The organism is Streptomyces sp. NPDC028635, from assembly GCF_040637635.1.
Lineage (GTDB): Bacteria > Actinomycetota > Actinomycetes > Streptomycetales > Streptomycetaceae > Streptomyces.
The window spans coordinates 197024-214965 of the sequence record NZ_JBEZWX010000009.1; the positions used below are offsets into that span (position 1 = coordinate 197024).

General features: G+C 71.7%; 15 protein-coding genes, 1 tRNA gene and 1 pseudogene. 10 read left to right on the forward strand and 7 right to left on the reverse strand.

Annotated elements, in window-relative coordinates:
- Positions 1–14 precede the first annotated feature (14 nt).
- The 4 genes and pseudogenes from AB0E88_RS13025 (at position 15) to AB0E88_RS13040 (ending at position 4546) form a co-directional block, all read left to right on the forward strand.
- Positions 15–926 carry a PRC and DUF2382 domain-containing protein gene (locus tag AB0E88_RS13025; protein WP_361628527.1) on the forward strand — a complete coding sequence of 304 codons (912 nt, stop codon included), beginning with the start codon at positions 15–17 and terminating at the stop codon, positions 924–926.
- A gap of 525 nt (positions 927–1451) precedes the next feature.
- On the forward strand, positions 1452–2840 hold the full coding sequence (locus AB0E88_RS13030; RefSeq protein ID WP_361628530.1) for an NAD(P)/FAD-dependent oxidoreductase: 1389 nt from the start codon (positions 1452–1454) through the stop codon (positions 2838–2840).
- An 85-nt stretch (positions 2841–2925) separates the two neighbouring features.
- Positions 2926–3129 (forward strand): annotated as a pseudogene (locus tag AB0E88_RS13035) (hypothetical protein); the annotation flags it as partial.
- A gap of 124 nt (positions 3130–3253) precedes the next feature.
- Positions 3254–4546: a cyclopropane-fatty-acyl-phospholipid synthase family protein gene (locus AB0E88_RS13040; RefSeq protein ID WP_361628533.1), complete on the forward strand. Its 1293-nt coding sequence runs from the start codon at positions 3254–3256 to the stop codon at positions 4544–4546.
- Between the two features lie 57 nt (positions 4547–4603).
- Here the strand turns inward: AB0E88_RS13040 and AB0E88_RS13045 are convergent, their stop codons facing one another.
- A complete protein-coding gene (locus AB0E88_RS13045; RefSeq protein ID WP_361628536.1) occupies positions 4604–7135 on the reverse strand; it encodes an FtsX-like permease family protein in 2532 nt (843 codons plus the stop codon).
- Positions 7135–7938: an ABC transporter ATP-binding protein gene (locus AB0E88_RS13050; protein ID WP_361628539.1), complete on the reverse strand. Its 804-nt coding sequence runs from the start codon at positions 7936–7938 to the stop codon at positions 7135–7137. Before AB0E88_RS13050 ends, AB0E88_RS13045 begins: the two co-directional genes overlap by 1 nt.
- 404 nt (positions 7939–8342) lie before the next feature.
- Between AB0E88_RS13050 and AB0E88_RS13055 the strand changes: the two genes are divergently transcribed.
- The 3 genes from AB0E88_RS13055 to AB0E88_RS13065 all read left to right on the forward strand — a co-directional run bounded on the left by AB0E88_RS13055 (position 8343) and on the right by AB0E88_RS13065 (position 9759).
- Positions 8343–8426, forward strand: a tRNA-Leu gene (locus AB0E88_RS13055).
- A 44-nt stretch (positions 8427–8470) separates the two neighbouring features.
- Positions 8471–8656, forward strand: coding sequence for a hypothetical protein (locus AB0E88_RS13060; RefSeq protein WP_361628680.1), 186 nt, complete (start codon positions 8471–8473; stop codon positions 8654–8656).
- A gap of 206 nt (positions 8657–8862) precedes the next feature.
- Entirely contained in the window at positions 8863–9759 is an 897-nt protein-coding gene (locus AB0E88_RS13065; RefSeq protein ID WP_361628542.1) for a Bax inhibitor-1/YccA family protein, read from the forward strand.
- A 114-nt stretch (positions 9760–9873) separates the two neighbouring features.
- On the opposite strand, the gene AB0E88_RS13070 is transcribed toward AB0E88_RS13065, so the two are convergent.
- Positions 9874–10101, reverse strand: coding sequence for a DUF4287 domain-containing protein (locus tag AB0E88_RS13070; RefSeq protein WP_361628545.1), 228 nt, complete (start codon positions 10099–10101; stop codon positions 9874–9876).
- A 102-nt stretch (positions 10102–10203) separates the two neighbouring features.
- On the opposite strand from AB0E88_RS13070, the gene AB0E88_RS13075 reads away from it, so the two are divergent.
- A complete protein-coding gene (locus AB0E88_RS13075; protein WP_361628548.1) occupies positions 10204–10515 on the forward strand; it encodes a hypothetical protein in 312 nt (103 codons plus the stop codon).
- 85 nt (positions 10516–10600) lie between these two features.
- On the opposite strand, the gene AB0E88_RS13080 is transcribed toward AB0E88_RS13075, so the two are convergent.
- The 3 genes from AB0E88_RS13080 to AB0E88_RS13090 form a co-directional block, all read right to left on the reverse strand.
- Positions 10601–11380 carry a hypothetical protein gene (locus tag AB0E88_RS13080; protein WP_361628551.1) on the reverse strand — a complete coding sequence of 260 codons (780 nt, stop codon included), beginning with the start codon at positions 11378–11380 and terminating at the stop codon, positions 10601–10603.
- 271 nt (positions 11381–11651) lie between these two features.
- Positions 11652–12872 carry an acetyl-CoA C-acetyltransferase gene (locus AB0E88_RS13085; protein ID WP_361628554.1) on the reverse strand — a complete coding sequence of 407 codons (1221 nt, stop codon included), beginning with the start codon at positions 12870–12872 and terminating at the stop codon, positions 11652–11654.
- Between the two features lie 333 nt (positions 12873–13205).
- A complete protein-coding gene (locus tag AB0E88_RS13090; RefSeq protein ID WP_361628557.1) occupies positions 13206–14216 on the reverse strand; it encodes an SGNH/GDSL hydrolase family protein in 1011 nt (336 codons plus the stop codon).
- Between the two features lie 159 nt (positions 14217–14375).
- Between AB0E88_RS13090 and AB0E88_RS13095 the strand changes: the two genes are divergently transcribed.
- Together AB0E88_RS13095 and AB0E88_RS13100 are read left to right on the forward strand one after the other, a co-directional pair.
- A complete protein-coding gene (locus AB0E88_RS13095; RefSeq protein ID WP_361628560.1) occupies positions 14376–15758 on the forward strand; it encodes a cystathionine beta-synthase in 1383 nt (460 codons plus the stop codon).
- 826 nt (positions 15759–16584) lie between these two features.
- Entirely contained in the window at positions 16585–16998 is a 414-nt protein-coding gene (locus AB0E88_RS13100) for a hypothetical protein (RefSeq protein WP_361628563.1), read from the forward strand.
- Here AB0E88_RS13100 and AB0E88_RS13105 read toward each other — a convergent pair.
- Complete coding sequence (locus tag AB0E88_RS13105) at positions 16966–17829, reverse strand: helix-turn-helix transcriptional regulator (RefSeq protein ID WP_361628566.1); 864 nt, start codon at positions 17827–17829, stop codon at positions 16966–16968. The genes AB0E88_RS13100 and AB0E88_RS13105 overlap by 33 nt on opposite strands.
- Between the last annotated feature and the right edge of the window lie 113 nt (positions 17830–17942).

A 17942-nucleotide genomic window follows, 5' to 3' on the forward strand; every position in this document is an offset into this window, starting at 1 on the left:
AAGGGTGAGACAGCATGATCACCAGAGAGCAGATCCACTCGGTCCTGGACCACCCGGTCCTCGGCGAGGACGGGAAGAAGATCGGCGAAGCCAAGCACGTCTTCCTCGACGACACGACCGGCGCGCCGGAGTGGGTGTCGGTCAAGACCGGCCTCTTCGGCAGCAGCGAGTCCTTCGTGCCGATCCGTGACGCCGCGGTGGTGGACGGGCACACCGAGGTCCCGTACTCCAAGAGCAAGGTCAAGGACGCCCCGCACGTCGACGTCGACGGCGGCGGCCACCTCTCGGAGGACGAGGAGCACCGGCTCTACGACTACTACGGCCTCGACTGGGACGAGTCCTGGTCCCGCGCCAACCGGCCCGGCGAGGGCGGCTGGGCCCACCAGGCGGGCACGGCGGGTGCGGCGGGCGCCGCGGGTGTGGCCGGCGCCGGGGGCACGGCGGGTGCCGCCGGTGCGGCGGAGGGCCGTGCGGCCGCCGGTGCGCGCCGAGGCCCGGACGACGACGCGATGACGCGCTCCGAGGAGCACCTGCACGTGGGTGTGGAGCGCCGTGAGGCGGGCCGCGCCCGGCTGCGCAAGTACGTCGTCACCGAGGAGGAGGAGCGCGTCGTACCGCTGCGGCACGAGGAGGTGCGCGTCGAACGGGAGCCGATCACCGAGGCGAACCGCGACGCCGCGCTCTCCGGGCAGGAGATCGGCGAGGCCGAGCACGAGGTGGTGCTGCACGAGGAGCGGCCGGTCGTGGAGACCGAGGCCGTGCCGGTGGAGCGGGTACGCCTGACCACCGAGGAGCACACCGAGCAGGAGACGGTGCGCGGACAGGTGCGCAAGGAGCGCATCGAGAGCAGCGCCGAGGAGACCGACGAGTACGGCGACCGCATGGGCCGCGACGACCGCGGCGGCATGGGCCCGGGCCACCGGTAGGGGCCGTCCGGGGCGCCGGCGGGTCGTCCCCGCCGGCGCCCCGGGGCTGCGGTGGCGGGGGCCGCCGCAACGCCGTCAGGGGCGCGGGGAACCGCCCGGCGAGCCACCCCCGGCCCGCACCCGCCGGGCAGTCGAACCCGGCAGATGAGAGGCGTCCCCAGGTCCGCGACACAGCCCGTCGGGAAAGTTCGTGAAGTTCTTCACAAGGAATTCCGTCCCGCAGGCCCCCCGAACGCCTTCGGATCACCCCTTCGGGGGCCGAACTCGCCTTTGAACATGTTCAGAAGGGGTGGCCGGCGCGCCTTCGGATCACGCGTCCGACAGGGCCTCGCGGCTCGCTCACGGTGCCGTCCGACGCCCAGAGAGGCAGCTCACGCGGCATTGACAACGGGTTGTACCGGACAACGGTTCCCGTCGCCCGGCATGACCTGCGTCACGCGGGCCGCGGAGTGTAGCACAGGTAGTGTCGGAGCTTGTGAAGGGGCGCACGAGCCACCCCCTCCAACCGGGTGGATACTCGATGCCATGAGCACCACGGAGCGTCCCAGGATCCTCGTAGTAGGCGGTGGGTACGTAGGCCTGTACGCAGCTCGGCGCATTCTCAAGAAGATGCGCTACGGAGAGGCGACCGTCACGGTCGTCGACCCCCGGTCGTACATGACCTACCAGCCCTTCCTCCCCGAAACCGCCGCCGGCAGCATCTCCCCGCGCCACGTCGTCGTCCCGCTGCGACGTGTGCTTCCCAAGGCGGAGGTCCTCACCGGCCGGGTCACCACCATCGACCAGGACCGCAAGGTCGCCACGATCGCCCCGCTGGTCGGCGAGGCGTACGAGCTGCCCTTCGACTACCTGGTCATCGCGCTCGGCGCGGTCTCCCGCACCTTCCCGATCCCCGGCCTCGCCGAGCAGGGCATCGGCATGAAGGGCATCGAGGAGGCCATCGGCCTGCGCAACCACGTGCTGGAGCAGCTCGACAAGGCCGACTCCACGACGGACGAGGAGATCCGCCGCAAGGCGCTCACCTTCGTCTTCGTCGGTGGTGGCTTCGCCGGCGCCGAGACCATCGGCGAGGTCGAGGACATGGCCCGGGACGCGGCCAAGTACTACACCAACGTGTCCCGCGAGGACATGCGCTTCATCCTCGTCGACGCCGCCGACAAGATCCTTCCCGAGGTCGGCCCGAAGCTCGGCCAGTACGGCAAGGAGCACCTCGAGTCCCGCGGTGTCGAGGTCTACCTGTCCACCTCCATGGACTCCTGCGTCGACGGCCACGTGGTGCTGAAGAACGGCCTCGAGGTCGACGCCAACACGATCGTGTGGACCGCCGGCGTCAAGCCCAACCCGGTCCTGGCCCGCTACGGCCTGCCGCTGGGCCCGCGCGGTCACGTCGACTGCGCGCCCACCCTCCAGGTGCAGGGCACCGACTACATCTGGGCCGCCGGCGACAACGCCCAGGTCCCGGACCTCGTCGGCCGCAAGGCGGGCAACGAGAACGCCTGGTGCCCGCCGAACGCCCAGCACGCGCTGCGCCAGGCCCGGGTGCTCGGCGACAACGTCCTCTCCGGCCTGCGGGGCTTCCCGCAGAAGGAGTACAGCCACGCCAACAAGGGCGCGGTGGCGGGCCTCGGCCTGCACAAGGGCGTCGCGATGATCGTCATGGGCAAGATGAAGATCAAGCTCAAGGGCCGTCTCGCCTGGTACATGCACCGCGGCTACCACGGTCTGGCGATGCCGACCTGGAACCGCAAGATCCGGGTCTTCGCCGACTGGACGCTCGGCATGTTCCTCAAGCGCGAGGTCGTCTCCCTCGGCGCGCTGGAGTCCCCGCGCGAGGAGTTCTACGAGGCCGCCAAGCCGGCCCCGGCTCCCGCCAAGGCCGCCGTGAAGACCGAGGAGAAGGCCAAGGCCTCCTGACCCTCGAGGCCGAGCCGCCCGGCCTCCCGGTCAGCCGCTGAACAGCCCGAAGGGGCCGCCCGCCATCCGTGGTGCGGGCGGCCCCTTCGGCGTGCCCGACCTCCCGCCGCACACCGAGCCGATCGACGGGAGCCTGGTCCTCGTCAGTCCGCAGCGGCGTTTCCACGCCAGGATGATCGAACTGCTGAAGTACGCCGCCGCGGGCATCCCGCACATCTGGCTGGTCGAGGCCTCCGGCGCGGGCAAGCACCCCGTGGTGCGCACCCACGAACTCGACCCGGTGTCCAAGAGACCACCCGCCCCTTAGGAGGGTTTACCCAGCCGTGACGCGCGTGGGGGACTGCGGCGCCGCCGCGCAGGTGTTTACGTGGTGCACGACATTCCGGGATCGCTTGTCACGGAGGTGTTGCACCATGGCCGACGCCGCGCTGCGGCTCACGCGCCTGCTCGAGCAGTTGCTGGGAGTGCCGCTCCCGGTCCGTATCCGCGCCTGGGACGGCTCACAGGCCGGTCCCCCCGGCGCCCCGACACTGGTCGTGCGCAACCGTCGCGCGCTGCGCCGGCTGCTGTTCAAACCGGGCGAACTGGGCCTGGCCCGTGCCTGGGTGGCCGGCGACCTGGAGATCGAGGGCGACCTGTACGCCGCGCTCGACCTGCTCGCCGAGCTGATCTGGGACCGCGGCGAGGACGCGCGAACCCTCGGCGAGGCCCTGCGCGATCCGTCCGTACGCCAGGCCGTGCGCGGCCTGGTGAAGCTCGCGGGGCCGCCGCTGCCGCCCGCGCCGCCCCCCGAGGAGGTCCGCCGGCGCCGCGGCCATCTGCACACCCGCCGCACCGACAAGAAGGCCATCAGCCACCACTACGACGTCGGCAACGACTTCTACGAGCTGGTCCTCGGCCCGTCCATGGTGTACTCCTGCGCCTACTGGCCCGCCCCCGACGCCACGTTGGAGACCGCCCAGCGCGACAAGCTCGAACTCGTCAGCCGCAAGCTCGCCCTGAAGCCGGGTCAGCGGCTGCTCGACGTCGGCTGCGGCTGGGGGTCCATGGCGCTCCACGCGGCCCGTGAGCACGGTGTGAGCGTCGTCGGCATCACGCTCTCCCAGGAGCAGGCCGCCTACGCCCGCAAGCGGGCCGCCGACGAGGGCCTGACCGACCGGATCGAGATCCGGGTGCAGGACTACCGGGACGTGCGGGACGGGCCGTACGACGCGATCTCCTCCATCGGCATGGCCGAGCACGTCGGCGCCGAGCGCTATCTGGAGTACGCCCGGAGCCTGCACGCCCTGCTCAGGCCCGGCGGCCGCCTGCTCAACCACCAGATCGGCCGCCGCCCGCAGCGCGACGAGGGCGCCTACGACGTGGACGCCTTCATCGACGCCTACGTCTTCCCCGACGGCGAGCTGCAGCCCATCGGCACCACGGTCACCCAGCTGGAGCGGGCCGGTTTCGAGGTGCGCGACGTGGAGTCGATCCGCGAGCACTACGCGCTCACCCTGCGCGGCTGGGTCGCCAACCTGGAGGCGCAGTGGGACCGGGCGGTCCGGCTGACCAGCCCGGGCCGGGCCCGGGTGTGGCGGCTGTACATGGCCGCGTCGGCGGTGTCCTTCGAGCGCAACCGCATCGGCGTCAACCAGGTCCTCGCCGTGAAGACACCCGACTCCGGCGCCTCCGGGATGCCGCTGCGCGCCCGCACCTGGAACTGACCCGGCACGAGGGGCCCCGCTCCCGGAAGGAAGCGGGGCCCCTCGATGCCGTACCCGCTACTCCGCCTTGATGGCCTGCAGCATGTTCAGGCGGGCCGCGCGGCGGGCCGGCCACAGGGCCGCGAGGACGCCCACCAGGGCGGCTCCCGCCAGGAACAGCGCCATCCGCGCCCACGGCAGCACCAGCTCGTACGTCGGCATCTTGGTGCCGAGCAGTTCACCGGCCGCCCAGCCGAAGAACACGCCGAGGCCGATGCCGAGCACGCCGCCGAACAGGGAGATCACCAGGGACTCCAGGCGGACCATCCGCTTGATGCCCGAGCGGTCCAGGCCGATCGCCCGCAGCATGCCGATCTCCTGCGCACGCTCGAAGACGCTCATCGCCAGGGTGTTGACGACACCGAGCACCGCGACGATCACCGCCATGCCGAGCAGGCCGTAGAGCATGTTCAGCATCAGCGTGAAGATCTGCGCGATCTCGTCGGAGACGTCCTGCTTGTCCTGGACCCTGATCGCCGGGTTGTCGCCCAGCGCCTTCACCAGGCGGTCCTTGGTCGCGGCCGATGTGCCGTCGGCCGTCTTCACCATGACCTGCATGTCACCGGCGTCGGCCGGCTGGTGCGGGGCGAGGGCGGTGGTGTCGAGCATGATCCCGCGGAGCATGTCGTTGCCCTCGTACACCCCGGCGACCGTCAGCCGCTGCGCCTTGCCGTCCTCGTAGTGCACCGTGAAGCCGGAACCGGCGCGCCAGCCGTGGTCCTTCGCGGTGTCCCGGTCGACGACGACCTTGTCGCCGCCGACGGTGAAGGAGCCGTCCTCGGTCTTGAGCGCGGTGAGCTTGCCGATCGCGGCGCCGTGGACCCCGGTCAGGTACTCGGTCCGCCCGTCGATGCGTGAGGGCGCGTTGCGCAACGGGCTGACGTCCGTGACGCCTTCGGTCGTGCGCAGCGTCTTCTCGACGCCCGGCGACAGCTCGTTGCCGTTCGCCATGGAGACGACGTAGTCGGCGCGGATCGCCGCCGAGGCCATCTTGTCGATCGACGTCTGCAGGCTGCCCGCCATCACCGTCATGCCGGTGATCAGGGTGAGCCCGATCATCAGGGCGGAGGCCGTGGCGGCGGTGCGCCGCGGGTTGCGCACCGAGTTCTGCCGGGCGAGCTTGCCCGACACCCCGAACGCGCGCAGCACCGGCGCGGCGGCCGCGATCAGCGGCCGGGACAGCAGCGGGGTGAGCACGAACACGCCGATGATCAGCAGCACCGCGCCGAGCCCCATGGGCGCCTGGGCGGCGTCGGCGTCCATCGAGGTGGCCGCGAGCACCACCGCGACCCCGGCCGCGGCGAACAGGGCGCCGAGGGTGTTGCGCAGCACCAGCGACTTGGTGGACGCCTTGGCGTGGACGCTGCTCATCGCCGCCACCGGGGGGATCTTCGCGGCCCGCCGGGCGGGCAGCCAGGCGGCCAGCATGGTCACCACGACACCGACGACGAGCGCGGCGACCACGGTGCCCGGGGAGATCACCAGCGGGCCGTCCGGGACCGTCGCGTCGAAGGCGCCCATCAGGGACCGGAGCCCGGCCCCGATGCCGATGCCGGCGACCAGACCGGCCACCCCGGCCACCGTGCCGACCACCAGCGCCTCGATCAGCACCGAGCGCGTGACCTGCCGGCGGGAGGCGCCGACCGCGCGCAGCAGGGCGAGTTCCTTGGTGCGCTGGGCGACCAGCATGGTGAAGGTGTTGGCGATGATGAAGGTGCCGACGAACAGGGCGATGCCGGCGAAGACCAGCAGCGCCTGCTGCATCCCGCCCATCTGCGAGGAGATCATCCGCGCCTGGTCGTCGGCGAGCTGCTTGCCGGTGGTGGTCTCCACGGCGTCCTTCGGCAGCGCCTTGTCCAGCGCGGCCCGCAGCGCGGTCTGGGAGGTGCCGGGGGCGGCCTTGACGTCGATCTCGTCGTAGGTGCCCGCCTTGCCGAACAGCCGCTGCGCGGTCGCCGTGTCGAACAGCGCGAGGCTGCCGCCGGCGGCCACATTGCCGTCGTCGGTGGTGAAGATGCCCGTGATCACCGGGGTCAGGACCGGGCCGTCGACGGAGATGCGCACGGTGTCGCCGACCTCGTAGCCGGCCCGCTCCGCGGTCCTGGCGTCGATGAGGACCTGGTCCTTGCCGGTGGGGGCGCGGCCCTCGACGAGCGGGTAGCGCGGGTCCTTGGTCCCCCAGTAGTTGCCGCCCTCGGAGCGGAAGCCGCCGCCGATGAGCTTGCCGTGCTGGTCGGCGATGGCGGTGAAGCCCTGGACGACCCCGATCGCGGAGGCGGCGCCGGGCACCTCGGCGCTGGTGTCCAGCTCCGCCTGGGTCAGCTCGGGACGCTTGCCCACGGTGTTGCCGGTGTCGGCCTTCGAGCGGGGCTCGACGGCGACGTCGACGTGGTCGAAGCCCTTGGCGGAGCTCTGCTGGTAGGCGTGGGAGACGGTGTTGGTGAAGACGAGGGTGCCGGAGACGAACGCCACGCCGAGCATCACGGCGAGGACGGTCATCAGCAGGCGGGCCTTGTGCGCGAGGACGTTGCGCAGCGCGGTGCGGAACATCAGCGGGTGCGGCCCTTCACGTCGGACGCGGCGGTCTGGGGGGCGCCACCGGGAAGGACACGCATGTAGTCGAGGACGGCGTCCGCGGTGGGGCGGATCATCTCGTCGACGATGCGGCCGTCGGCGAGGAAGACGACCCGGTCCGCGTAGGAGGCGGCGACCGGGTCGTGGGTGACCATCACGACGGTCTGGCCCAGCTCGCGCACGGAGTTGCGCAGGAAGCCGAGGACCTCGGCGCCGGCGCGCGAGTCGAGGTTGCCGGTCGGCTCGTCACCGAAGATGATCTCCGGCTTGGAGGCGAGCGCGCGGGCGACGGCGACGCGCTGCTGCTGGCCGCCGGAGAGCTGCGAGGGGCGGTGCCCGAGCCGGTCCGCCAGGCCCACCATCCTGATCACCGCGTCCAGCCACTGCTGGTCGGGCTTGCGGCCCGCGATGTCCATCGGGAGGGTGATGTTCTCCAGCGCGGTCAGCGTCGGCAGCAGGTTGAACGCCTGGAAGATGAAGCCGATCTTGTCGCGGCGCAGCTTGGTCAGCTGCTTGTCCTTCAGCGAGCCCAGCTCGGTGTCGCCGATGCGCACGGAGCCGGAGGAGAAGGTGTCCAGACCCGCGACACAGTGCATCAGGGTGGACTTGCCGGAGCCGGAGGGGCCCATGATGGCGGTGAACTGGGCCTGGTGGAAGTCGACCGAGACCCGGTCGAGGGCGACCACCTGGGTCTCGCCCTGGCCGTAGATCTTCGACAGGTCCGTGGCGCGTGCGGCCACGGCGGCGCTGGTCCGGCCGACGGCGGATGTGGTGGTCACGGGAGAGCTCTCCTTGCGGATACGACGGTGGTCGAGGGGACGTGTTCCATCGTTCCGGCGGTTCGACGCCCTGTAGTCACCCGCTGTTCCGGTTCCCGGGGCCGACTGCGGTCGGACCCGGGGTGTGCGTGTCATACCTGGGGATGACGGACGTCCCTGAGAAGCCGGGCCGGACGGGTCATGGTGAGAACAGGTGGCGCACCCTCGTTCGTACGGTGAAATTCCGTCATTTCGCGTACGCGGCGGGGCGTCGCACGCAAGGGTGTTGGCAAGTGCGGACGGCGCGTTCCGGTGGCTGATGCTCCCTCAGACCTCAATAAAATAAGACAACATCGGGCTACCCGCCCCCTGTGCGTGGGGCGTCTGCCGATAGGGTCGGAGTCTCGATGCGGAGCCCATGGCCTGCCCGGATGGTGGAATGCAGACACGGCGAGCTTAAACCTCGCTGCCCCTTCGCGGGCGTGCCGGTTCAAGTCCGGCTCCGGGCACCTCCGACCCTCGGCCGCACCCTTCCCGACGCGACGCGCACCCCTTGACAGCGGGTGACGGCGACGGCAGGTCGCGGAGAGCCGCGACCGCGCCTGCGTCGGACACCGGCGCGCGGTCCTGGAGCGACGCGGCGGTCTGGGACGAGATCGCCCGCCCGGAGCGCATCGCCGGCCGTCGCGCGGCCGGGACCGACCTCGCCGAGGCGTACACCGGCTTCCCGCTCGACTGAGCCGCCGGGCGGGTGGATCTCCGGTCGATTCCGGACGTGTACCGGCTTCGTCATGAACCGGGCCCGGCGGTGGCGGGAATCACCCCTGCGCGTAGCGTGTTGCGCAGCACAGGGCGGGAAAGATCCTTCCCAGGTATTAGGGTCGATCCTTTGCCTTTCCATTACTCTTGAGCCAAGGCCACGCTCGGTGGCCATGGAGGAGTGAAATGAGGAGCAGCAACCCGGTCTTCTCGCGACGGGGGTTCAGCCGCGACAACGGCTACGCGGGCTTCAACACCGCACCGCAGGCCGGGTACGCACAGGGCAACCCCTACGCTCAGGGCGATCAGTACGCCCAGGGCGGCAACCCCTACGCGCAGAACCCCTACGCGACCAACCCGTACGCCCAGCAGGACACGCAGTACGGCGCCCCGCAGGCCCCGGCCACCACCGGCCGGATGACGATGGACGACGTCGTCGTGCGCTCGGCCACCACGCTCGGCGTGGTCGTCCTCGGCGCGGTCCTCGCCTGGGCCGTCCTGCCGGTCTCGCCCGGTTCCTACGGCCTCGCGATCGGCTCGGCGCTCATCGCCTTCGTCCTGGCGATGGTGCAGAGCTTCAAGCGCACCCCGTCGCCCGCGCTGATCCTGGGCTACGCCGCGTTCGAGGGTGTCTTCCTCGGCGTGATCAGCGAGATGTACAACAGCGCGTGGAGCGGCGCCCCGTTCCAGGCGGTGCTCGGCACCATGGCGGTCTCCGGCGCCACGCTGCTCGTGTACAAGGCCGGCTGGATCCGCGTCACGGCGCGCTACGCCCGCATCGGCATGGCCATCGCCATCGCGTTCGTGGTGGTCATGGCGGTCAACCTGCTGCTGGTGGCGTTCGGCGTCGCCGGGGACGGCGGTCTGCGCAGCATGGGCCCGCTGGGCGCGGTCGTGGGCATCATCGCGATCCTGATCGGCGCGTTCTTCCTGACCCTCGACTTCAAGCAGATCGAGGACGGCATCGCCTACGGCGCCCCGCGCAACGAGGCGTGGCTGGCCGCGTTCGGTCTCACCATGACCCTGGTGTGGATCTACCTGGAGATGCTGCGTCTGGTGGCGATCTTCAGCAGCAACGACTGACGCGGGCCGGCACTCGCCGGCCGACGTCGGGAAGGGCCCCGGGACGCGTGTCCCGGGGCCCTTCGGCGTGTGGCGACGGGTGCGCGCGACGCTCGCTCACGGGGAGCGGAGCGGTCAGCGCAGCTTCCGCGCGGCCCTCCTCAGCTCGTACTCATGGATGATCGCCTTGGCGTGGCCGTACGCGAGATTGTGCTCGTGCCGCAGCCAGCTGACCTTCTCCTCGAAACGGAGGGCGGGGCCTTCTTCGACGGTGCGCAGCCAGTCGGCGATCTCACGACCGGTGCAGTGGGGGATGCGGGCGAGAATGTTGCGGTGGGTCTCCTCGGAGAGGACATGGGACATCGGCGCCTCCGGACGCATGGGATGTAAGCCGGTCCTTCAGGTCACCGTGCCTGAGTGTTCGCTCGTTGGCAACAGTCCCGAGCGGGCGCGTAGGCTCACGCCGTGGTGGATACGACGTCTCTGACCCGAGCTGTTGATCACTTCGCCGACCGGTTGCGGGCAGCACCGCAGTCCCGTCTGCAACGAGGAGCCGCCGCGGAGGCGCTGGCGCTGGCCAGGGAGCTGGCCGGGTGGGCGCAGACCGTCGAGTCTCCGGGGGAGGAACCCCGGGAGATGCCCGACGCGGGGATGTTCGCGGCTGCCGACCAGGTGACCGTCGCCGGCCGGGACCTGGCCCTGGTGCTCGGCTCCCCGGCCGACGTGGAGCGGGCGGTGCGGTTGGTGGAGGAGGCGCAGAAGAGGGCGGGGATCTGAGGCCGCGTCGCCGGGTGCGGGGTGCCTGTGGCCGGTCGCGCCGTCCCTCGCGCCCCTTTGTTCCGGGCGCCTGCGCGCCCTGCCTCTACAGGCTCGCTATGACCCGGTCCGCCAGGATGTAGACGTTGTCCTCGCCGCAGGCGAAGGTCAGGGTGTACGCGCCCGAGATGCCGGAGCCGCCGAGCAGGTACGGGGCGCCGCCGGCGCGCAGGGCGGCCGCCAGGCGGTCCGCGGTGTCGCGGTGGCCCGGGGTCATGCACAGCGTGGTGCCGTCGGCGAAGACATAGACGTCGAGCGTGCCGAGCGGGCCGGGGCGGACGTCGGTCAGCTGGACGCGGTCCGCGGCCAGTTCCTCCAGGATGGCCACCGTGCGCTCATGGTCGTTCACGATCGGTGACTGCATCGGCACGAAGTCCGGGTGGGAGGGGTGGCGGCGGCGGGCCGCTGCCAGTTCCGGGGACTCGCCGGAGAACTCGTCGGCCTCCGGGCCGTGCTCGGTCACCGGCTCCAGGCCCACGAAGTCCACCTGGCGGGGCAGGAACAGCTCACTGTCGGCCAGACCCAGCAGGGAGGGCGCGTCGGAGGCGTCGCGGGCCTCCTGCGCCGCCCAGAACGCCCGCGCCTCGGCGAGTTCGCGCTCGCGCTCCTCGGCGAGGGCGTCGGCCACGGCGGCGCGTATCTCCTCCGCGTCGGCCGCGGCGCGTGCGGCGGGCAGCAGCCCGTGGGTCGCGGAGTGGTTCGCGGTCAGCTGCGTGTGCAGGGCCGCCACCTGCCGGCGCAGCAGGACGAGGGTGCGCAGGACGGCGAGGCCCACGGCGCCCGTGGCGGCCGTGGTGACCAGCAACGCGATCGGCATGGCGCTCACTGACGTACTCCCAGGTTCAAAGTCGACCCCCGACTTCCTACATCAGCTTGAAGGGTGGACCATCAAGTTGTCAGTGCGTAACGTCACGAAACGGACAGGGCGTTGTGCCGTCGGTGGCTGGTGTGACCACGATGACCTGCGGCTTTCCCCTGGTGGAGGGATATAGGTCACATCATGGGGGAGATTGGATCACAAAACGGCCCGGAGCCGCGTGAGTTCGCGGACTCCGGGCCATGGGCTCACACAAGGTGTCCCGCCGGTTACACAGGGGTCAGCTGAGGCGCTCGATGACCATCGCCATGCCCTGGCCGCCGCCGACGCACATCGTCTCCAGGCCGAACTGCTTGTCGTGCCACTGCAGGGAGTTGATGAGCGTGCCGGTGATGCGGGCGCCGGTCATGCCGAAGGGGTGGCCGACGGCGATGGCGCCGCCGTTGACGTTCAGCTTGTCGAGGTCGATGCCGAGCTCCTGGTAGGAGGGGATCACCTGGGCGGCGAACGCCTCGTTGATCTCGACCAGGTCGATGTCGCCGATGCCCAGACCGGCGCGGCGCAGCGCCTGCTTGCTCGCCTCGACCGGGCCGAGGCCCATGATCTCGGGGGAGAGGCCGGAGACGCCGGTGGAGACGATCCGGGCCAGCGGGGTCAGGCCCAGCTCGCGGGCCTTGGTGTCCGACATGATGACGAGAGCCGCGGCACCGTCGTTGAGCGGGCAGCAGTTGGCGGCGGTGACGAGGCCGTCGGGGCGGAAGACCGGCTTCAGGCCCTGGACGCCCTCCAGGGTGACGCCGGCGCGGGGGCCGTCGTCCTTGGAGACGACCGTGCCGTCGGGGAGGGTGACCGGGGTGATCTCGCGCTCCCAGAAGCCGTTCTTGATGGCTTCCTCGGCGAGGTTCTGCGAGCGGACGCCGAACTCGTCCATCTCCTGGCGGCTGATGCCCTTGAGGCGGGCGAGGTTCTCGGCGGTCTGGCCCATCGCGATGTACGCGTCGGGCAGCAGGCCGTCCTCACGCGGGTCGTGCCAGGTGGTGCCCTCCTGCTGGGCGACCTCGGCGGTGCGGGCCTCGGCCTCGGCGAAGAGCGGGTTGTGCGTGTCCGGGAGGCTGTCGGAGTTGCCCTTGGTGAACCGGGACACCGTCTCGACACCGGCCGAGATGAAGACGTCGCCCTCGCCGGCCTTGATGGCGTGCAGCGCCATGCGGGAGGTCTGCAGGGAGGAGGAGCAGTAGCGGGTGATCGTGCAGCCGGGCAGGTGGTCCATGCCCATCTGTACGGCGACGATGCGGCCGAGGTTGTTGCCCTGCTCCCCGCCGGGCAGGCCGCAGCCGAGCATCAGGTCGTCGATGTCCCTGGGGTCCAGTTCGGGGACCTTGGCGAGGGCCGCCTGGATGATCGTGGCGGTCAGGTCGTCCGGGCGCAGGTCCTTCAGGGAGCCCTTGAAGGCGCGGCCGATGGGGGAGCGGGCGGTCGAGACGATGACGGCTTCGGGCATCACGGCTCCAGGGGCTTGCGGGGATCGGGCGGACTTCCAGGGAAGTTACCCCTCCGTATGGTTCAGGTCACGGGCGGCGAGGTGTGACCTTGACCGCAACTTTCTAAGCGCTTGCTTTTTGTCTGCCGACGGCTCCCTGGGTGGGGTGCGTGGGGCGGACGGTGCGTTGTCTGCGCGGGTCGGTGGGCGGCCGGTCGCGCAGTTCCCCGCGCCCCTGGGTGGGCTGCGGTGCCCTGCGTCTTGAGGCGCGGGACCCCTTGGGGCGGGCTGCGCGGCCCGCGCCGCCCACCGCCGTAACGGGTACCCGTCGCGCGGTCCAGGCGCACCCGCCGCCTACGGCGACGGGGTCGCGGGCTGGGGCTCTGTTTCGGGGACCCGGCGGCGCCGCCGGCGCTTCAGTACCGCCCAGGGCCCACGCGCCGCCGCGACCTCCGTGCCGGCTTCCGACGCCGCCTCCGCCGCCGCTTTGGCGACCGGCAGGATGCCCTCGCGGCGCGTGACGTCCGGCCGCTCCTCCTCCGCCGGCCACAGCCCCAGCGTCGCGCAGACCGTCGGCAGCACCGCCATCGCCGCCGTCGCATAGCCCTCGGCGGAGGGGTGGTAGCTGTCGGGGCCGAACAGCTCACGCGGGTTCGCCGCGAACTCCGGGCCCAGCAGGTCGCCCAGGGACACGGTGCGGCCCCCCTGCTCGACGACCCCGATCGTCTGCGCCGCCGCCAGCTGCCGCGAGGCACGCCGGGCCAGCCAGCGCAGGGGCTGCTGCACCGGCTCGATGGTGCCGAGATCCGGGCACGTGCCGACGACCACCTCCGCGCCGGCGGTGCGCAGCCGCCGTACCGCCGATGCCAGGTGGCGCACCGAGCGGGTCGGCGGCATCCGGTGGGTGACGTCGTTCGCGCCGACCATGATCACGCAGATGTCGGGGACCAGGCCCGGGTCCGCCAGGGCCAGGCCCACCTGGCGGTCCAGGTCGTCGGAGCGGGCGCCGGGCAGGGCGACGTTGCGCAGGTGCACCGGACGTTCGGCGACCGCCGCGAGCCCCGACGCCAGCAGCGCGCCCGGCGTCTGCCCGGCCCGGTGGACGCCCTGCCCGGCGGCGGTGGAGTCGCCCAGCATCAGCAGCCGCAGCGGGGGTTCACCCGGGGTGTCGTAGGACAGGCCGTACAGGCCCTCGGCGTTCGGTACATGGTTGGTGGTGCCGTTGCTCACCTGGCGGCGCGCCATCTGGGCCTCGGCGACCAGCAGACCGACCAGGGCCGCGCCCGCCAGTCCGATGCCGCCACCGCCGTAGGCGGCGCCCGCCGCGATGCGACGGGCCACCCGCGCCCTCGACATGCTCGTCATGCGTCGCCGCCACCTCCTCGAAGCGCCCTCACCCACTCCTTGCCCCGTACGGACCGTGGTCCAATCTCCACCAGGAGTGAACGCCCGTCATGGACGCCGCACAGGCCATAGGCTGGCGGAACACCACGACCACATCTTTTGCAGCATCCGGAGACAACGGTGCAATTCCACGACTCGATGATCAGCCTCGTCGGCAACACCCCGCTGGTGCGGCTCAACAGCGTGACCAAGGGCATCAAGGCGACCGTCCTTGCCAAGGTGGAGTACTTCAACCCGGGCGGGTCGGTGAAGGACCGCATCGCCCTGCGCATGATCGAGGCGGCCGAGCAGAGCGGCGAGCTCAAGCCGGGCGGCACGATCGTCGAGCCGACCAGCGGCAACACAGGCGTCGGACTCGCCATCGTGGCCCAGCAGAAGGGCTACAAGTGCATCTTCGTGTGCCCCGACAAGGTGAGCACCGACAAGATCAACGTGCTGCGGGCGTACGGCGCGGAGGTCGTGGTCTGCCCGACCGCCGTGGCGCCGGAGCACCCCGACTCCTACTACAACGTCTCCGACCGCCTCGTGCGCGAGACGCCGGGGGCCTGGAAGCCCGACCAGTACTCCAACCCCAACAACCCGCTCTCCCACTACCACTCCACCGGTCCCGAGCTGTGGGAGCAGACGGAGGGGAAGATCACCCACTTCGTGGCGGGCGTCGGCACCGGCGGCACCATCTCCGGCACCGGGCGCTACCTGAAGGAGGCCAGCGACGGCCGGGTGAAGGTCGTCGGCGCCGACCCGGAGGGGTCCGTCTACTCCGGCGGCTCCGGCCGGCCGTACCTCGTCGAGGGCGTCGGTGAGGACTTCTGGCCGACCGCCTACGACCGCGACGTCGCCGACGAGATCGTCGCCGTGTCCGACAAGGACTCCTTCCAGATGACCCGCCGCCTCGCCAAGGAGGAGGGCCTCCTCGTCGGCGGTTCCTGCGGCATGGCGGTCGTCGCGGCGCTGGAGGTGGCCGCCCGGCTCACCGAGGACGACGTCGTCGTCGTCCTGCTGCCGGACAGCGGCCGCGGCTACCTCAGCAAGATCTTCAACGACGAGTGGATGGCCGACTACGGCTTCCTGGAGGACGAGGGTCCGAGCGCCCGCGTCGGCGACGTCCTCAACGACAAGGAGCACGGCGCGATCCCGTCCCTCGTGCACATGCACCCCGAGGAGACCGTCGGGCAGGCCATCGAGGTGCTGCGCGAGTACGGCGTCTCGCAGATGCCCGTGGTCAAGCCGGGCGCCGGTCACCCGGACGTGATGGCCGCCGAGGTCGTCGGCTCGGTCGTCGAACGCGAGCTGCTGGACGCCCTGTTCAGCAAGCGGGCCTCGCTGGAGGACCCGCTGGAGAAGCACATGTCGGCGCCGCTGCCGCAGGTCGGCTCCGGCGAGCCCGTCGCGGACCTGATGAGCGTGCTCGGCAAGGCCGACGCGGCGATCGTCCTGGTCGAGGGCAAGCCGACCGGGGTCGTCTCCCGGCAGGACCTGCTGGCGTTCCTCGCCAAGGACTGAACGAGACGGTGAACCCCGGGTGAACCGCCGCCCACGGCGGCGAACTCGGGGTGACCTGGGCCGATCGGGCCGTCGCGGAAGTGGTACGAGGGCGACACGTCCGCGCAGCACCGGCTTAACAAGCGCCCGGCACAGTAGTGGGTGTCGGCAAGGAGGAGACGGGAGCGGCTCCCCGTCCCCTCACCGGCGTGAAACGGCGTCACGGACCTCCGGAGCGGCTCCCGGACCTCCACGGACGCCATGGACGCAGGAGCCCGGTCCTGACCCGGCCCGCGTCCCCGCGGGGACCGCCGTCGTCCCGCCCCCCGGCAACGGGGGTGCGGCGGTCCCCGCGCACAACGTCCCCTGCGCGCCCCGGCGCAACGCCCGCCGTCGCGCCGGCGCGCGACGCCCCGGACGTGCCCGCGCGCAACGTGGCCCAGCGTGCCCGCCGGCAATGTCCCGCCGTCGCGCCCGCGCGCAACTTCCCGCCGTCGCACCCGCCGGCAACTTCCCCCTCGTGCCCGCGTGCAACGCCCCGGACGCGGCCCGGCGCAGCGTCCCAAAGCGCGCCCCGGCGCAACGACCCGGACGTGCCCGTGCGCAACGTCCCCCGGCGTGCCCGCCGGCAACTACCCCCCGTCGCGCCCGCGCGCAGCGCCCCGGACGTGCCCCGCGCGACTTCCCCCGGCGCGTCCCCCTTTCGCCGCGTACGGCGCTTGTGTCCCCGCGCGTCCCGGGCAGGATGCTTCCGTCCCCGCGCATGACGTTTTCGGAACGGATCCGCGACTCTTCCGTGCCCTTTCCCCGGCCGTCGCTGTCAGTGCCGGGTGAGAGGATCACCGGCATGGCCCTTCCCCAGCCCGACGACCTCGCCACGCTCGTCCTGCGCACCGACTTCTCCGACGACACCGCCTGGGACGCCCTGTGCGCGGCGCTCGACTCCGCCGACGGCGCGAGCCGCGTCAGCGACCCCCGGTTCTCCGGGGCGAGCGTCCAGGCGCTGCTCGACGAGGAGCTGGCGGCCAAGGAGGACGAGCGGATCTGCGAGGTGTTCGTCGCCGACGCCACCACCCTTGCCGACCCCGAACTGCCGCTGCTCGCCGTCGACCTCTACGACGAGCCGGGCCGCACCTTCCGGGTCCCGGTGCGCTGGTACCCGGAGATCGCCGCCAACCTCTCCATCGCCAACCTCGACTTCGCCGACTTCGCCGACGCGGCCGACCCCTCAGGCACGTTCCGTGGCTTCGGGGACGGCTGAGACCCAACTGCCCAGCAGGGCCAGACGCTGCGCGCTCTCCGAGCCCGGCTCGGGCGTGTAGACGACGACCGTCAGGTCCGGATCCGCGGGCAGGACCAGCGTCTCGTACGGCAGGGTGAGCAGGCCCGTGACCGGGTGGTGGATCTTCTTCACCCCCCACGCGCACTCCGCCACCTCGTGATCGGCCCACAGGCGGCGGAAGTCCTCGCTCTTGAGGGAGAGTTCCCCGACCAGCGCGCACAGCTCGGGATCGTCCGCGTGCAGACCGGCGCTCAGCCGCAGATGCGCCACGGTCTGCGCGGCGACCGCGTGCCACTCCGGGTACAGCTCCCGGCCCGCCGGGTCGAGGAACACCTGGCGCGGGACGCAGCGCTCCTCGGGCGCCATGCGGCTGAAGCCGTTCAGCGCGTCCGCCAGGGTGTTCCAGGCCAGGACCTCCATCCGCTGGTTCAGGATGAAGGCAGGGCTGCGTTCCATGGCGTCCAGCACCAGTTGCACGCCACGGCGCACGCGGGGCGCGCGGGGGCGGGCGGCGGCGCGCCGGTCGCGCGGGCGGGCCACCGTGCGCAGATAGGCGTGTTCGGTCTCGTCCAGGCGCAGCACGCGGGCGACGGCGTCGAGCACCGCATCGCTCACGTTGCTGCCGCGCCCCTGCTCCAGCCGGATGTAGTAGTCGACGCTCACCCCGGCCAGCTGCGCCACCTCCTCGCGGCGCAGGCCGGGCACCCGGCGCCGGCCGTGCGGGGGCAGCCCCACCTCCTCCGGCTGGATGCGGGCGCGCCGCGAGCGCAGGAAGTCACCGATGCCGGCTGTGGTCCAGTCCCCGTTCATGGCGCCGATCCTAGGCGCGCCCGGGGGGCCGCAACCTGGTACTGGCAGACCCAGGAAGAGCGCAGCCCTGGGTGCGGCGGGCGCGGGACGCCACAGTGATCACATGCCGCCGG